This is a genomic window from Enterovibrio makurazakiensis (genome assembly GCF_050336585.1).
Taxonomy (GTDB): Bacteria; Pseudomonadota; Gammaproteobacteria; order Enterobacterales; family Vibrionaceae; genus Enterovibrio; species Enterovibrio gelatinilyticus.
This window is the reverse complement of sequence record NZ_JAKJSE010000025.1, coordinates 76,190-89,618: the sequence shown is the minus strand read 5'-3', so window position 1 is coordinate 89,618 and position 13,429 is coordinate 76,190. Positions and strand designations below refer to the sequence as shown.

Sequence of the window (13,429 nt, the reverse complement as noted above, 5' to 3'; positions counted from 1 at the left end):
CACAATTCAAAAGGTTAAGGGCATGCAGATCGAAAGCCTATTTTCAGATGGCATGATATGGCTGGTGGCAGGTATCAGCGCAGGAGTGACGTTGATAGCGTGTGTCACTTATCAGCGCATGGCTCAACGTAGTTTGCGAGAGCTCCATCAGCAGCAGCGAGATGCGGACGAAAAACTGCATTTGGCGGCGGTGGAACATTTGCAGACCGAGAACCGCACACTTCAAGAGGAGTTAGACGGCTTAGATTTAGAGCGTGACCGACTCAGCGCAGAGCTTCGTTTGCAATATGGACGTTTGTCCGCCGCGGCAGAAAAATTGCGCCAGATGGACGCCCTGCGCGAAGAAAAAACGCAGTTAGCGGAGACAGTGGATGCCCTGCGGGAAAGAAAAGCGGCACTTGAACTCGCATTGAATGAACAGCAAACCCGTACCGAAGAACAGTTAGAGTCGGCGGATGCCAAGATTCGCTTGCTAGAAGGTGCGGAAGAGCGCCTTCGTGTGCAGTTTGAAAGCTTGGCGAATAAGGTTTTCGATCACAAAGCGCGCACGGTTGATGAGCAAAATCGTCAAAGTTTAGACTCCTTGCTGGGGCCGCTAAAAAGCCAGCTGGAAGGTTTTCATAAGCAGGTGACCGATAGTTTCGGAGAGCAAGCTAAAGAAAGGCACACGTTGATTCACGAAATTAAAAGCCTGCAAAAGCTTAACGAAGACATGACCCGCGAAGCGGTCAACCTGACACAGGCATTAAAAGGCGACAATAAGCAGCAAGGCAACTGGGGTGAAGTGGTACTTGCGCGTGTGTTGGAAGAGTCCGGTTTGCGTGAAGGGTATGAATATCAAACCCAAGTGAGTTTGGAAAACGAGCAAGGCAAGCGCTATCAACCTGATGTCATCGTTCGCTTACCACAAGAAAAAGATGTGGTTGTGGATGCTAAGATGGCTCTCATCGCTTATGAACGATATTTCCATGCTGAATCCATGGCTGATAGGGACAGTGCGCTGAGAGAGCACGTTGCGGCAATTCGCGCGCACATCCGTGGGCTAGGGCGAAAGGATTATCATCAGTTGCATGGCATTCAGAGTCTCGACTACGTCTTAATGTTCATTCCCATTGAGCCCGCTTTCCAAATTGCACTTGAAGCAGAGCCCTCTTTGATCCGAGAAGCGCTTGATCACAACATTATGCTTGTGAGTCCGACAACCTTGTTGGTGGCACTGAGAACCATTAATAACCTATGGCGTTATGAGCATCAGAACCAAAATGCACGCTTAATTGCAGACAGAGCGGGTAAGCTTTACGACAAAATTCGATTGTTTGTCACCGACGTGGAGCAACTGGGCGCAGCACTTGATAAAGCCGGCGACAGTTACCACAGTGCATTGAACAAGCTCTCGACGGGGCGCGGAAATATTTTACGCCAAGTGGAAGGGTTTAAATCTCTTGGGGTGGAAGTAAAGCGCGATATCAGCCCTGCGATGTTGAAAAGAGACACCTCGGACGATTCGGAAACGCATAGCGATCATGTTGCCTTGCCCACGTCCAGTGAATAACGGGACAGACAGTTGGCACACCAAGCATGCACAGCAGGGTGTGAGCTGACTAAAATAACCATAAGATGTCGCCATCACACTGATCTACGCGTCTTGTGGTTGTTTGAGTATGTAAAGTACACTAAGCGCAAAAATAGCGGGCACTTCATATTCCGAGCCCGGTGTTACTCAGGGGTTAATAATGACAGATTTGACACAGGGCGTGACGCAGGACGCAGAGCAAAACACCACCCACTTTGGTTTTAAAACGATCTCCAAAGATGAAAAAGTGGGTATGGTTGCGAACGTTTTCCACAATGTGGCCGCAAAATACGACATCATGAACGATGTGATGTCCATGGGTATTCACCGAATTTGGAAACGCTTTACGATTGATTGCAGCGGCGTGCGTCCTGGTCATCGTGTACTGGATTTGGCGGGTGGCACAGGGGATTTGACCGCAAAATTCTCTCGCATCGTGGGTGAAAAAGGCCAAGTGATTTTGGCTGACATTAACAACTCTATGCTTAATGTTGGTCGCGACAAACTGCGCGATATGGGCGTGGTGGGTAACGTTAACTATGTTCAGGCCAATGCAGAAGAGTTGCCATTTCCGGATGATCACTTCGATTGCATCACCATTGGTTTCGGTCTGCGCAATGTAACGGACAAAGACAAAGCGCTGCGATCCATGTATCGCGTCCTTAAGCCCGGTGGTCGACTGCTGGTGTTGGAGTTTTCTAAACCTATCGTTGAGCCATTATCAAAAGTTTACGACGCCTACTCGTTCCACCTATTGCCAAAAATGGGTGAATTGATTGCGAACGACGGAGAAAGCTACCGTTACTTGGCAGAATCTATTCGCATGCACCCTGATCAGGAAACGCTGAAGAGCATGATGGAAGATGCGGGTTTTGAGCAGACCAAATACTTCAACTTGACCGGTGGCATTGTTGCCCTGCACCGTGGTTATAAATTCTAAGGTGCCGCTATGCCTCTCGACCCATTAGTCACTGCGGTGGTTGAAACCAGTCTTAATACTTTGATCCGTCAGGATGCAGAAAGTCAGCGACGCTTGTCGCGACTAAAAGGAAAAGTGCTGCGTGTCAGCCTCACCGATATTAACAAGCAGTTGGTGTTTGTCTTTAGTCAGCAACTTGATGTGCTGGCCAATTATGAAGGGCATGCTGATTGTGATTTGGCACTCCCGATTTCAGTTGCGCCGCAACTGAAAGACAAAGCCAATCTGACCCAGCTTATTAAGCAAGACAAACTGCACCTTGAAGGGGATATCGACGTCGCTCAGCAGTTTTCTAATTTGCTGAATGGCTTAAATCCAGACATTGCCGAGTGGTTGTCACACTACACGGGTGATGTGGTGGCACACACCGTGGTGCGTGGCGCCAAACAGGGATTCGCATTGCTCAAATCCGTCGGTGAGCGTAACCAACGTTATGCTGCAGAGTTGGTGGTGGAAGAATGGCGTTTAGCCCCTGGGGCACTTGAAGTGGCGTATTTTGCTGATCAGGTTGATGACGTGCAAAGCCAAGCATCAAGGCTTCAAGCACGTTTTGATGCCTTTGAGAAAAAACTTGCCGTGGTCACTAAGGTGGAAAACGCATGACGCCAAGCGAAATTCGCCGCCTGTATAAAATCACCCAAGTTCAATTGCGCTATGGTCTTGATGAGCTGCTACCTAAGCAGCCCATTACTCGTGGCCCTCACTTGATGCGCAAAATGCTGTTTTGGATGAAAAACGAGCATAAGGACATGGCGGTCGGTGAGCGTTTACGTTTAGCGCTGCAAGCGCTAGGACCTGTTTGGATCAAGTTTGGTCAAATGATGTCGACTCGACGTGATTTGTTCCCACCCGCAATCGCTGATCAGCTGGCGTTGTTGCAAGATCAGGTTGCGCCGTTTGACGGAAAGCTGGCGAAAGCCCAAATGGAAGCGGCACTTGGTGGTCCACTAGAAACGTGGTTTGATGACTTTGATGAAACGCCGCTAGCCTCTGCATCCATTGCACAAGTACACACCGCGATATTGAAAGAAAATGGCCGCGAGGTCGTTTTGAAAGTGATTCGCCCTGATATCCTTCCGGTTATCCAAGCGGACATCAAACTTATGTATCGCATGGCGAGAATCGTTGCCCGTTTCTTGCCGGAAGCGCGTCGTTTGAAGCCCGTAGAAGTGGTACGCGAGTACGAAAAGACCTTGCTGGATGAACTTGATCTCATGCGTGAGGCGGCGAATGCGATTCAATTGCGCCGCAACTTCGAAAACGATCATATTTTGTATGTACCAGAAACATTCAGCGATTATTGCCGAACTAATTTGATGGTGTCTGAGCGCATATACGGTATTCAGGTTTCCGATCTTGAAGGACTCAAAGCGAACGGCACAGATCTAAAACTGCTGGCAGAGCGTGGTGTTCAAGTCTTCTTTACCCAAGTCTTCCGCGACAGCTTTTTCCACGCAGACATGCATCCAGGCAATGTGTTCGTTTCTTATGAACACCCCGAAGACCCTCAATGGATAGGCTTGGATTGCGGCATTGTTGGCACCTTGAATCGAGAAGATAAGCGCTACTTGGCGGAAAACTTCCTCGCGTTCTTTAATCGTGATTATCGCAAAGTCGCTGAGCTTCATGTGGATTCCGGCTGGGTGCCGCATGACACTAACGTTGATGAGTTTGAATTTGCCATCCGCACGGTGTGTGAACCGATTTTTGAAAAGCCCCTTTGCGAGATTTCATTTGGTCACGTTCTGCTGAATCTTTTCAACACAGCACGTCGCTTCAATATGGAAGTGCAGCCTCAGCTGGTTCTGTTGCAAAAGACCTTGTTGTACGTAGAAGGGCTGGGTCGACAACTTTATCCGCAGCTTGATCTTTGGGACACCGCGAAGCCGTTTCTTGAGCAGTGGATGTCACGTCAACTTGGTCCACAAGCGGTCATTAATGCCATCAAAGAAAAAGCGCCATTTTGGGCTGAAAAACTGCCTGAATTACCTGAGTTGGTGTACGACAGTTTGCGCCAAGGGCGTCAGGTGAACCAGCGTCTGGACACCATGTATCAAGAGTTTATGCAATCTCGCAAACAGCATAACCGTGCGAGATTTTTATTGGGCGTTGGTGCAACGCTGCTGGTGACTTCTGCCATACTTTACAGTAATCAGGTAGAGGATTTGCCATTATTGGCGGGCTCTGCCGCAGCATGTAGTTGGTTACTTGCATGGCGAGCATTTAATAAATGAATATCAATTCAAGTTATTCTCGCTGAAAGCGAAAAATTGAGGTAGCTTGAACATATCATATGAGTTGTAACATTGTGCGAGTAAACTCGCGTTACATCGCTTATTCACCATATAACACTGAGGTAGTACTAGATGGGTGGTATTAGTATTTGGCAATTGCTTATCGTTGCCGTCATCGTGATCCTTCTTTTTGGAACCAAGAAACTGCGTAACATTGGTGGTGATTTGGGTTCAGCAGTTAAAGGCTTCAAAAAAGCCATGACTGATGACGAAAAGAAAGACGCTGATTTCGTCCAAGAGAAACTGGAAGAGAAAGACAGCACGGCACAGAAAAGCGAAGCGAAAGACAAAGAGCAGGCATAATCCGTGTTTGATATCGGTTTTTGGGAGCTGATCCTGATCGCAGTTGTAGGTCTGGTGGTTCTCGGCCCTGAACGTTTACCTGTGGCTATTCGCAATGTGTCTCGCTGGGTTGGTGCGGCACGACGTATGGCTGGCTCAGTGAGAGATGAGCTCGAACAAGAGCTGAAAATCCAAGAGCTACAGGATAACTTGAAAAAAGCCGAGCAGATGGGAATGCAAAACCTGTCGCCTGACTTGCAGCAGTCTGTTGATGAGCTAAAAAAAGCAGCCGAAGATGTTCAGCGCCCTTACGCCAGTAAGAGTGAAAACACTGATGTTGCTAGCGCTTCTAGCCCGACCAAAGATAAAACCGAATAACGGTTTGTTTTAGGGCTCCAGTTTTTGTCGAGAAACTATGTCAACTGTTGAAGATACTCAACCGCTTATTAGTCACCTAGTTGAACTAAGAGACCGACTGCTACGCGCCTTATTGGCCGTGCTGGTGGTGTTTCTTGGATTGGTGTATTTCGCGAACGATATTTATACCTTCGTTTCCGCGCCTTTGGTTGATCGCCTGCCTGAAGGCACCAGTATGATTGCGACAGATGTGGCCTCGCCCTTCTTTACGCCAATCAAGCTGACCCTTGTCGTGTCGGTGTTCATTGCTGTGCCAATGATCTTGTACCAAATCTGGGCCTTTGTGGCACCGGGTTTGTACAAACATGAAAAACGCCTTGTGATGCCGTTGTTAGCATCTAGCTCGTTGCTGTTTTATTGCGGCGTCGCGTTCGCCTATTTCGTTGTATTTCCATTGGTCTTCGGCTTCTTTACATCTATCGCACCGATAGATGTTGAGATAGCGACCGATATCGCGAGCTACCTCGATTTTATATTGGCGCTATTCATGGCCTTTGGTATTGCATTTGAAATACCCGTGGCGATTATTCTGTTGGTGTGGACCGGGGCAGTAGACCCTGATGATTTACGCCAAAAGCGTCCCTACATTATTGTGGCGGCGTTTGTCGTAGGCATGTTCCTGACGCCACCTGACATCATTTCGCAAACACTGTTGGCGATTCCTATGTGTCTGTTGTTTGAAGTCGGGCTTTTCTTCTCTCGTTTCTATAAACGACCTGACGAGGAAGGCCGCGACGAAAATGAAGAGCAAAGTCAGGGATAATACCTGCCCGTGTGAATGAGAATTAAGCCAGTGATACACTGGCTTTTTTTTATGCGATTAACGGATTGAAGGAAAGACTGTGATTGATATTGGTGTAAACCTCGCCAGCAGCCGATTTGATAAAGACCGAGATGATGTCGTTACGCGAGCGCAGCTTGCTGGCGTCAGCGCAATGCTGCTGACAGGCACCGATCTGGAAACCAGCCCTCAGGCAGCTCTGCTGGCTGCTCAATATCCAGACTTTGCCTATTCAACGGCTGGCGTTCATCCGCATGATGCCAAATCGGTAGATGATTTATCACTGCCTACAATCTGTGAACTCGCGAGCCAACCCCAAGTGGTGGCAATTGGGGAGTGCGGTCTGGATTTTAATCGTGACTTCTCTCCACGCCCTCAGCAAGAAGCGGTGTTTGAAGCCCATCTTCGCCTTGCAGCGGAACTGAACATGCCGGTGTTTTTGCATTGTCGCGATGCTCACGAGCGCTTTATGGCGATATTGACGCCATGGTTACCAAAATTGCCGGGTGCGGTATTGCACTGTTTTACTGGGTCAGAAGACGAGCTTCGAGAGTGCTTGGATGTCGGGCTTTACATTGGTATCACGGGTTGGGTGTGTGATGAAAGGCGTGGAGAAGCGTTGCGAGAGATAGTGCCGCTAATACCCGATGATAGGTTGATGATTGAAACGGATGCGCCTTATCTATTACCCCGTGATTTGAAACCTAAACCTAAATCAAGTCGCAATGAGCCGTGCTACTTACCGCATATTGCGTCAACCATTGCTGTATTGCGTGAGCAAGACACAGAGCATGTGATCTCACAAAGTGTTGATAACACCCGTCGCTTATTTAAACTCTAAACGTTATTATTCGATCAAAGCACTTGGATTAAGGAGGATATCGTGACTGTATCCATTCAGGGCGCATTCCCGGCCCGTCGACTGCGCCGTCTGCGCAAACATGACTTTAGCCGTCGCTTAGTGGCAGAAAATCAACTGTCAGCGAGTGATTTGATTTACCCAATGTTTGTATTGATGGGTAAGAACCGCCGTGAACCGATTGAATCAATGCCAGGAATTGAACGCCTGTCTATTGATCTGATGTTGTATGAAGCAGAATACCTTGCAAAGCTTGGTGTTTCTGCCATTGCGCTATTTCCTGTCGTACCAAAAGAATTTAAATCTGCCAGTGCGGATGAAGCGCATAACCCAGAAGGCTTGGTTCAGCGTGCGGTACGTCTGCTGAAAGAGCATGTGCCGCAAATAGGCGTGATCACCGATGTAGCACTCGACCCATACACCTTGTCTGGTCAGGATGGTTTGACGGATGATGACGGCTATGTGTTGAATGATGAAACCACCCAAGTGTTGATCCAACAAGCCTTGTCTCATGCAGAAGCTGGGGCGGATGTTGTTGCGCCGTCAGACATGATGGATGGTCGCATTGGTGCTATCCGTGATGCGCTGGAAGAGGCGGGTTACATTCACACGCAAATCATGGCCTATTCTGCGAAGTATGCGTCAGCCTATTACGGTCCGTTCCGCGATGCGGTCGGTTCGGCGGCGAATCTGAAAGGGGGTAACAAGAAAACCTATCAGATGGACCCAGCCAATAGCGACGAAGCGATTCACGAAGTGGCGATGGACATTAATGAAGGTGCGGACATGGTCATGGTGAAACCGGGCATGCCGTATTTGGATGTAGTGCGCCGTGTGAAATCAGAGCTAAAAGTGCCAACCTTTGCTTATCAAGTTTCGGGTGAATACGCGATGCACAAAGCCGCGGCTCTGAATGGTTGGCTCAACGAGCGTGAAACTGTGATGGAATCGTTACTGTGCTTTAAGCGTGCTGGAGCGGACGGTATCTTGACCTACTTTGCCAAAGATGTGGCGCGTTGGTTGGCTGAAGATCAGCAAATGGATATTCCAGACCTGCCAAATCAGGAAAGTGCCGAATAACTCTCCGCACCGCCCAAAGACAAAATGCCAGCTTATGCTGGCATTTTTCATTCAGGGACTGAGAATTTATCGCTTATCGCTTATCGCTTATCGCTATGGCGCGACATTTCGTTTGATCGGATTTTGTAGTGAAATCAGTGTTTCTGTTGATTGCACCTCTTCAATAGCCTGAAGCTTATCGATCAGCACATATTGCAATTCTTCGATTGAACGGCACATAAGCTTCACAAAAATGTTGTAAGCCCCTGTGGTGTAATAGGCTTCGACCACTTCATCCAGTTGCTGCAATTTCTCAATTGCTGAGTGGTAATCACGCGCGGCATAGAGGTTGATACCAATGAAGCAGCACACGTCATAACCCAGGGCTTTGGTGTTCACGAGTACTTCAGTGCCAGTGATGATGCCGGCTGCTTTCATTTTTTCAACACGCACATGCACTGTGGCGGGGCTGACCGAAAAGCGCTTGCCCATTTCAGCGTAAGGGACTTTGGCATCGCCCATCAATGTATGCAGGATTTGGCGATCTAAATCATCTAGCTTTGCAATTTCATTCATATCTATTCACTAAACTCCATGTTACCCGCAGTTTCCGTGCATGAAACTTGACCAAATGACAGGCTTGCCAATAGGGTGTCATACTAATGATACAGTCAGAAAAAATTAAGCCATAGTTCCTATGCACCAGATCTTTAAATGGTTTTTGCTCGCTTTTCTCATAATGAAAAGTGGCACAGCGTTAGCAGCCTATCAGGTTCTTGCTGTGCATTCCTATCATCCTGATTTTTTTTGGACGGAATCTCTGGTCCGTGGGATAGAGCGGGGCATAGAAGGGCAAGACATAGATGGGCAAAACATTGTTGTCGAGCATACCTACTTAGATACCAAGCGAATTCAAACGGCTGACTTTATATCGGAGCTGAAAAAGCTCTATCAAGCGCGTTTAAAAGATCATCAATACGACGCCATTCTGACAACAGACAACGCAGCACTGTGGCTTGTGAATGCGTTGGCTGCAGAGTTAGGGGATATTCCTGTTATTTTCTCTGGGCTCAATGTTCCCTCATATGATCCTTTTCAAAACATTCAACGCCTGTCAGGCGTTGAAGAGCTTATCAACGTACAAGACAACCTTGCGCTCATTAAGACACTGCATCCCGATACCCTGCGAGTTTGGTTCGCTGTTGATGATGCCTACTCTAGCCGAGCATACTGGCAGGCGATAGAAAAACAATTGGAGCATGCCGATGACTTGGGTCTCGAGGTAAACCGCCTTCACCAACTGAACTTTGATGATTTGACTAAGCGCATCGTCGAGTTTGAAGCTGGCGATGTGGTGATGTTTGTCTCCTACTTCAAAGACATTGATGGCGCATTCATGACGCACGGTGATTTACTGACCCAAGTGACCGACAGTGCCAAGGTGCCAGTTTACGGCGCGAACAGTTTTATGTTGCCACACGGCATAATCGGCGGCGTGATGGTTGATGGTGAACATCATGGAGAAGTTCAAGCACAACTGCTGATTGAAGCATTGAAATCTCCCAACATGCCACCGATTGTGACTGACGCAAATCAGCTCATGTTTGAATACAACACCGCGAAGAAGAAGAGGATTGATCTGACGCTGTTCCCTCAAATGGTTGCTGTTAATCAACCCCCATCATTTCTTACGGCTAATCGCGACGCGATTCTCAGCAGTGTGGCCATCATGCTGATCGCTGGTGTGATTATCATGGTGTTGACCAAACATATGCGTCAGCAAAAACGAGGCGAGCGTCGATTGGCGCAAAGCCGCGCTTTGTTCAAAGGGGTGTTTGACCAAAGCCATCAATATATCGCATTGCTTGATTACCAAGGGCGTGTGGTGTCTGCCAATGGCGCATTCCAACGTGTTTTCCCTCAATGGGAAGTGCGGGAGTCTATGCCGCTTTGGCGTTGGAATGATTGGCTCAGTGGTGACAGATTAAAACTGCATATCGAATCATTGATTGAAGGGCAAACCAGCCGCTTTGAAGCCTGTTTGTTATCTGCCCAGCAAAACGAAGTCATCCTCGATGTGGCACTAAAAGCCTTGCCTGATCATAGTGATGCGGATGCTCAGATTTTGTTTGAGGCAAGAGATGTTAGCCAGCGTAAATTGGCGGAACAAAAGCTGCAGCGCAGTGAAGTGGAATATCGAATGTTATACGAGCAGCAACCTGTGATGCTGCTGACCATCGATCATCAATCACGAATCCAATCTGTCAATCAATGTGCGACGGAGTGGCTAGGCTTCTCCAAGCGCCACATGTTGGGGCACAAAGTCACGGACTTTTACGCTGATGATAGCTTGCCACCGCGCAGCCTGTTGGGTAGCAAAGACCGCCAGCGTTTTGATATTTGGCGTCGTGAAACGCGTTATCGAACCAGTGACGGTCAAGAGCGCTGGATTCGAGAAAGTGTTCGCTCTACTCAAGTGCAGTCACAGCTTTTGCTGGTGGGTGAGGACATCACCGAAAACCGTCGCATGGAAGAGCAACTGCGCTACCAGGCGCAGCATGATTTTCTAACTGGCCTCTTCAATCGCAACTATTTCGAAATCTGTTTAGGGAATGCCTTACGTTCGGCAACGGACGAGTATTTCGTGCATGCCATGTTCTATATCGACCTCGATCAGTTCCGTGTGATTAATGACACCGTGGGCCATGAGGCAGGTGATGAGGCGTTAAAGCAAACGGCGCAAGCGTTACGAGAGATGCTTCCATCCGGTGCGACTCTGGCGCGTTTAGGGGGCGATGAATTTGCCATTATCTGTTACCAATGCGATGAATCACAAGCGTTAGAGCAAGGAAAGCAAATCCTTGATGCGCTGAGTGAAATGGATTTCTACTGGAACAACACACGTTTGGCATTAGGTTGCTCAGTCGGCATTCGAATGTTGGATAAAACGGCAGGTACGCAGCAGCAAGTGCATGCTCAAGCGGATACAGCGTGCTTTGCCGCGAAACACGATGGTCGAAGCCGTGTTCATCTTTATCGCCCTGATGACAAAGAGCTGCGTCGTCACGAGCGTGAAATGGCGTTTGTGAATCAAATCCACGCAGCCCTTGCTGAAGATAGGCTCGAAGTGTACGCGCAGACGATTGAGAGTGTCTCTTCGAGGTTGAAAGAAAAGCTCTACTTTGAAGTCTTGGTAAGAATGCGAGACAGAGAGGGCAACCATGTTGCTCCTGGCCTGTTTATACCCGCAGCAGAGCGCTACAACATGGCACATCTGATCGACAAGCGAGTCATCGAAAAAACCTTGGGCTGGTTTGAATCCAATCCTGAGTGCATTGATGATATCGCGATGATTTCGATAAACCTGTCAGGACGCTCAATGAGTGATGCGGGCTTCATTGCATTTCTGATTGATGCTGTGACTACCAGCAAGCTTCCTAGTACTTCGATCTGCTTAGAAATCACCGAAACGGCGGCGATTGGTAATTTGACCGATGCGATAGAGCTATTCACTAAGCTCAAGCGGTTGGGGTGTACCATCGCATTGGATGACTTTGGCTCAGGCCTGTCTTCATTTGGTTACCTCAAGCGCCTGCCGGTGGATATCATCAAGATTGATGGTCAGTTCGTGCGTGATATTGCCGAAGACGAAACAGACTATGCCATGGTGCGTGCAATTCATGAGTTGGCGACACAGATGGGCAAGAAGACTGTCGCTGAATTTGTTGAGAATGAAGCCATACTAACCCGCTTAAAAACCCTTGGCGTTGATTACGCACAGGGGTATCACTTCAGCAGACCTAAACCGATGGAAGCGTTGATCAAAAGCGAATCGGCACAGCCGTCAATCCTGGCGATGAAATAAACGGCAGAGCGTTTGCTGTTTTCTTTACTCCAATTGGGCGCAGCTTACGGTTATACTCGCCGAGAATAGTTTGCCGGAGAACTCAGGTGCAGATTGCTTTAACCTGCGAAGCGCCAACGCGCCAAGACACCCTAGATACTATCGCTGAACGTTGGGGGCTTACCCATGAGAGCGATGCGATATTTGCACTGGTTTTAACCGAATCACGGTTAGAGCTTCGCAAATTAGATGAGCCTAAACTGGGCGCCGTATTCGTCGATCTGATTGGCGGCGCAGTCGGTCATCGCCGGAAATTTGGTGGCGGTAAAGGGCAGTCCATTGCGAAAGCGGTTGGTCTTAACAAAGGGGCAACGCCGACAGTACTCGATGCCACTGCTGGGTTAGGGCGTGATGCATTCGTATTGGCGTCACTTGGTTGTAAGGTTCAGATGGTAGAACGCCACCCTGTGGTTGCCGCGCTTCTTGAAGATGGCTTGGAACGTGCCAAGCTGGATCCTGAAATTGGCCATTGGGTTACTGAGCGCCTTTCCATGGTACATGCGTCCAGCCATGATGCGCTCGCCCAACTGGTTGAAGATTCGACCCGTGAACGTCCTGATGTGGTCTACCTTGACCCTATGTATCCGCACAAGAAGAAGTCCGCGCTCGTCAAAAAAGAAATGCGTGTATTTCAATCGCTTGTGGGTGCCGATCATGACGCTGATGGTTTGTTTTCTCCTGCTTATCAGTTGGCCACCAAACGCGTGGTGGTGAAGCGCCCTGATTATGCAGAGTTTATTGCGGGTGAAACGCCTTCGACTCAGATTGAAACGAAGAAGAATCGTTTTGACGTTTACGTGAAAGCGGCGATGCGCTAAGCAGGAAAAGTGACTGTGGCAAAGACGTTATGTGATTGGAAAAGTAAAGAAATCGAAAAAGACGTACTGGAGTTGGCGAAGCTTGTGAAAGCGCCTGAGTATGCGTGTCGTAAGTGTGCTCGTGTAGCGAATACCAAGAAAGTGCTGTGTAAGCCGATATCTCTCAAACCGTAAATGGTTGTCTCGCGTTTTTTTGCGCGATGTTTGTCCTCTTTTAACACCCTAACTCTAAAAACAAAAACGCCTCCAGAAGGAGGCGTCTGTCATTGGCGAGGATTACTCCATGCCTTTGACTAGCAGAACTGTCAGCAGACCGGTAACAACCGAAACCATCAAGCCTGACACTATGATCCAAGGTAACATATCCATGATTGGGCGTGCTCACTATCAAAAAGTTTGGACATCAATTTTTTACCTTCCTATTTGATAACAGCTACTTTGTCTTAACAATGCGTTGTAAATA

General features: G+C 48.4%; 13 protein-coding genes. 12 read left to right on the top strand and 1 reads right to left on the bottom strand.

What is annotated here, in order from left to right:
- The first annotated feature begins 22 nt into the window (after nucleotides 1–22).
- The 9 genes from rmuC (at nucleotide 23) to hemB (ending at nucleotide 8,265) form a co-directional block, all read left to right on the top strand.
- Complete coding sequence (gene rmuC / locus L4D06_RS19035; RefSeq protein WP_274166415.1) at nucleotides 23–1,552, top strand: DNA recombination protein RmuC; 1,530 nt, start codon at nucleotides 23–25, stop codon at nucleotides 1,550–1,552.
- Nucleotides 1,553–1,733: 181 nt separating this feature from the next.
- Entirely contained in the window at nucleotides 1,734–2,513 is a 780-nt protein-coding gene (gene ubiE / locus L4D06_RS19030; RefSeq protein ID WP_274166416.1) for a bifunctional demethylmenaquinone methyltransferase/2-methoxy-6-polyprenyl-1,4-benzoquinol methylase UbiE, read from the top strand.
- Between the two features lie 9 nt (nucleotides 2,514–2,522).
- A complete protein-coding gene (locus tag L4D06_RS19025; RefSeq protein ID WP_274166417.1) occupies nucleotides 2,523–3,155 on the top strand; it encodes a ubiquinone biosynthesis accessory factor UbiJ in 633 nt (210 codons plus the stop codon).
- The gene (ubiB, locus tag L4D06_RS19020; protein ID WP_274166418.1) at nucleotides 3,152–4,786 is read left to right on the top strand and encodes a ubiquinone biosynthesis regulatory protein kinase UbiB; all 1,635 of its coding nucleotides are present in this window, start codon (nucleotides 3,152–3,154) and stop codon (nucleotides 4,784–4,786) included. The genes L4D06_RS19025 and ubiB overlap by 4 nt, the downstream gene beginning before the upstream one ends.
- A gap of 132 nt (nucleotides 4,787–4,918) precedes the next feature.
- On the top strand, nucleotides 4,919–5,149 hold the full coding sequence (gene tatA / locus L4D06_RS19015) for a Sec-independent protein translocase subunit TatA (protein ID WP_016959503.1): 231 nt from the start codon (nucleotides 4,919–4,921) through the stop codon (nucleotides 5,147–5,149).
- Nucleotides 5,150–5,152: 3 nt separating this feature from the next.
- On the top strand, nucleotides 5,153–5,506 hold the full coding sequence (gene tatB / locus L4D06_RS19010; RefSeq protein WP_028024245.1) for a Sec-independent protein translocase protein TatB: 354 nt from the start codon (nucleotides 5,153–5,155) through the stop codon (nucleotides 5,504–5,506).
- Nucleotides 5,507–5,543: 37 nt separating this feature from the next.
- The gene (gene tatC, locus L4D06_RS19005) at nucleotides 5,544–6,308 is read left to right on the top strand and encodes a Sec-independent protein translocase subunit TatC (RefSeq protein WP_274166419.1); all 765 of its coding nucleotides are present in this window, start codon (nucleotides 5,544–5,546) and stop codon (nucleotides 6,306–6,308) included.
- Nucleotides 6,309–6,387: 79 nt separating this feature from the next.
- On the top strand, nucleotides 6,388–7,167 hold the full coding sequence (gene tatD, locus L4D06_RS19000) for a 3'-5' ssDNA/RNA exonuclease TatD (RefSeq protein ID WP_274166420.1): 780 nt from the start codon (nucleotides 6,388–6,390) through the stop codon (nucleotides 7,165–7,167).
- A gap of 42 nt (nucleotides 7,168–7,209) precedes the next feature.
- The gene (gene hemB, locus L4D06_RS18995) at nucleotides 7,210–8,265 is read left to right on the top strand and encodes a porphobilinogen synthase (RefSeq protein WP_429740721.1); all 1,056 of its coding nucleotides are present in this window, start codon (nucleotides 7,210–7,212) and stop codon (nucleotides 8,263–8,265) included.
- Between the two features lie 93 nt (nucleotides 8,266–8,358).
- On the opposite strand, the gene asnC is transcribed toward hemB, so the two are convergent.
- A complete protein-coding gene (gene asnC / locus L4D06_RS18990; protein ID WP_028024249.1) occupies nucleotides 8,359–8,820 on the bottom strand; it encodes a transcriptional regulator AsnC in 462 nt (153 codons plus the stop codon).
- 121 nt (nucleotides 8,821–8,941) lie between these two features.
- On the opposite strand from asnC, the gene L4D06_RS18985 reads away from it, so the two are divergent.
- From L4D06_RS18985 to L4D06_RS18975, 3 genes are all read left to right on the top strand, one after another.
- Nucleotides 8,942–12,109, top strand: a complete 3,168-nt coding sequence (locus tag L4D06_RS18985) for an ABC transporter substrate binding protein (protein WP_429740720.1) — start codon at nucleotides 8,942–8,944, stop codon at nucleotides 12,107–12,109.
- An 86-nt stretch (nucleotides 12,110–12,195) separates the two neighbouring features.
- Nucleotides 12,196–12,966 (top strand): class I SAM-dependent methyltransferase, encoded by a 771-nt coding sequence (locus L4D06_RS18980; protein WP_429740719.1) that lies wholly within the window; start codon nucleotides 12,196–12,198, stop codon nucleotides 12,964–12,966.
- Between the two features lie 15 nt (nucleotides 12,967–12,981).
- Entirely contained in the window at nucleotides 12,982–13,140 is a 159-nt protein-coding gene (locus L4D06_RS18975; protein ID WP_429740718.1) for a hypothetical protein, read from the top strand.
- The last annotated feature ends 289 nt before the right edge of the window (nucleotides 13,141–13,429 follow it).

Coding starts and splice junctions, on each gene's coding strand:
- L4D06_RS18985 (WP_429740720.1), top strand. CDS start 8,942: ATGCACCAGATCTTTAAATGGTTTTTGCTCGCTTTTCTCATAATGAAA.
- asnC (WP_028024249.1), bottom strand. CDS start 8,820: ATGAATGAAATTGCAAAGCTAGATGATTTAGATCGCCAAATCCTGCAT.
- tatA (WP_016959503.1), top strand. CDS start 4,919: ATGGGTGGTATTAGTATTTGGCAATTGCTTATCGTTGCCGTCATCGTG.
- ubiB (WP_274166418.1), top strand. CDS start 3,152: ATGACGCCAAGCGAAATTCGCCGCCTGTATAAAATCACCCAAGTTCAA.
- rmuC (WP_274166415.1), top strand. CDS start 23: ATGCAGATCGAAAGCCTATTTTCAGATGGCATGATATGGCTGGTGGCA.
- ubiE (WP_274166416.1), top strand. CDS start 1,734: ATGACAGATTTGACACAGGGCGTGACGCAGGACGCAGAGCAAAACACC.
- L4D06_RS19025 (WP_274166417.1), top strand. CDS start 2,523: ATGCCTCTCGACCCATTAGTCACTGCGGTGGTTGAAACCAGTCTTAAT.
- tatC (WP_274166419.1), top strand. CDS start 5,544: ATGTCAACTGTTGAAGATACTCAACCGCTTATTAGTCACCTAGTTGAA.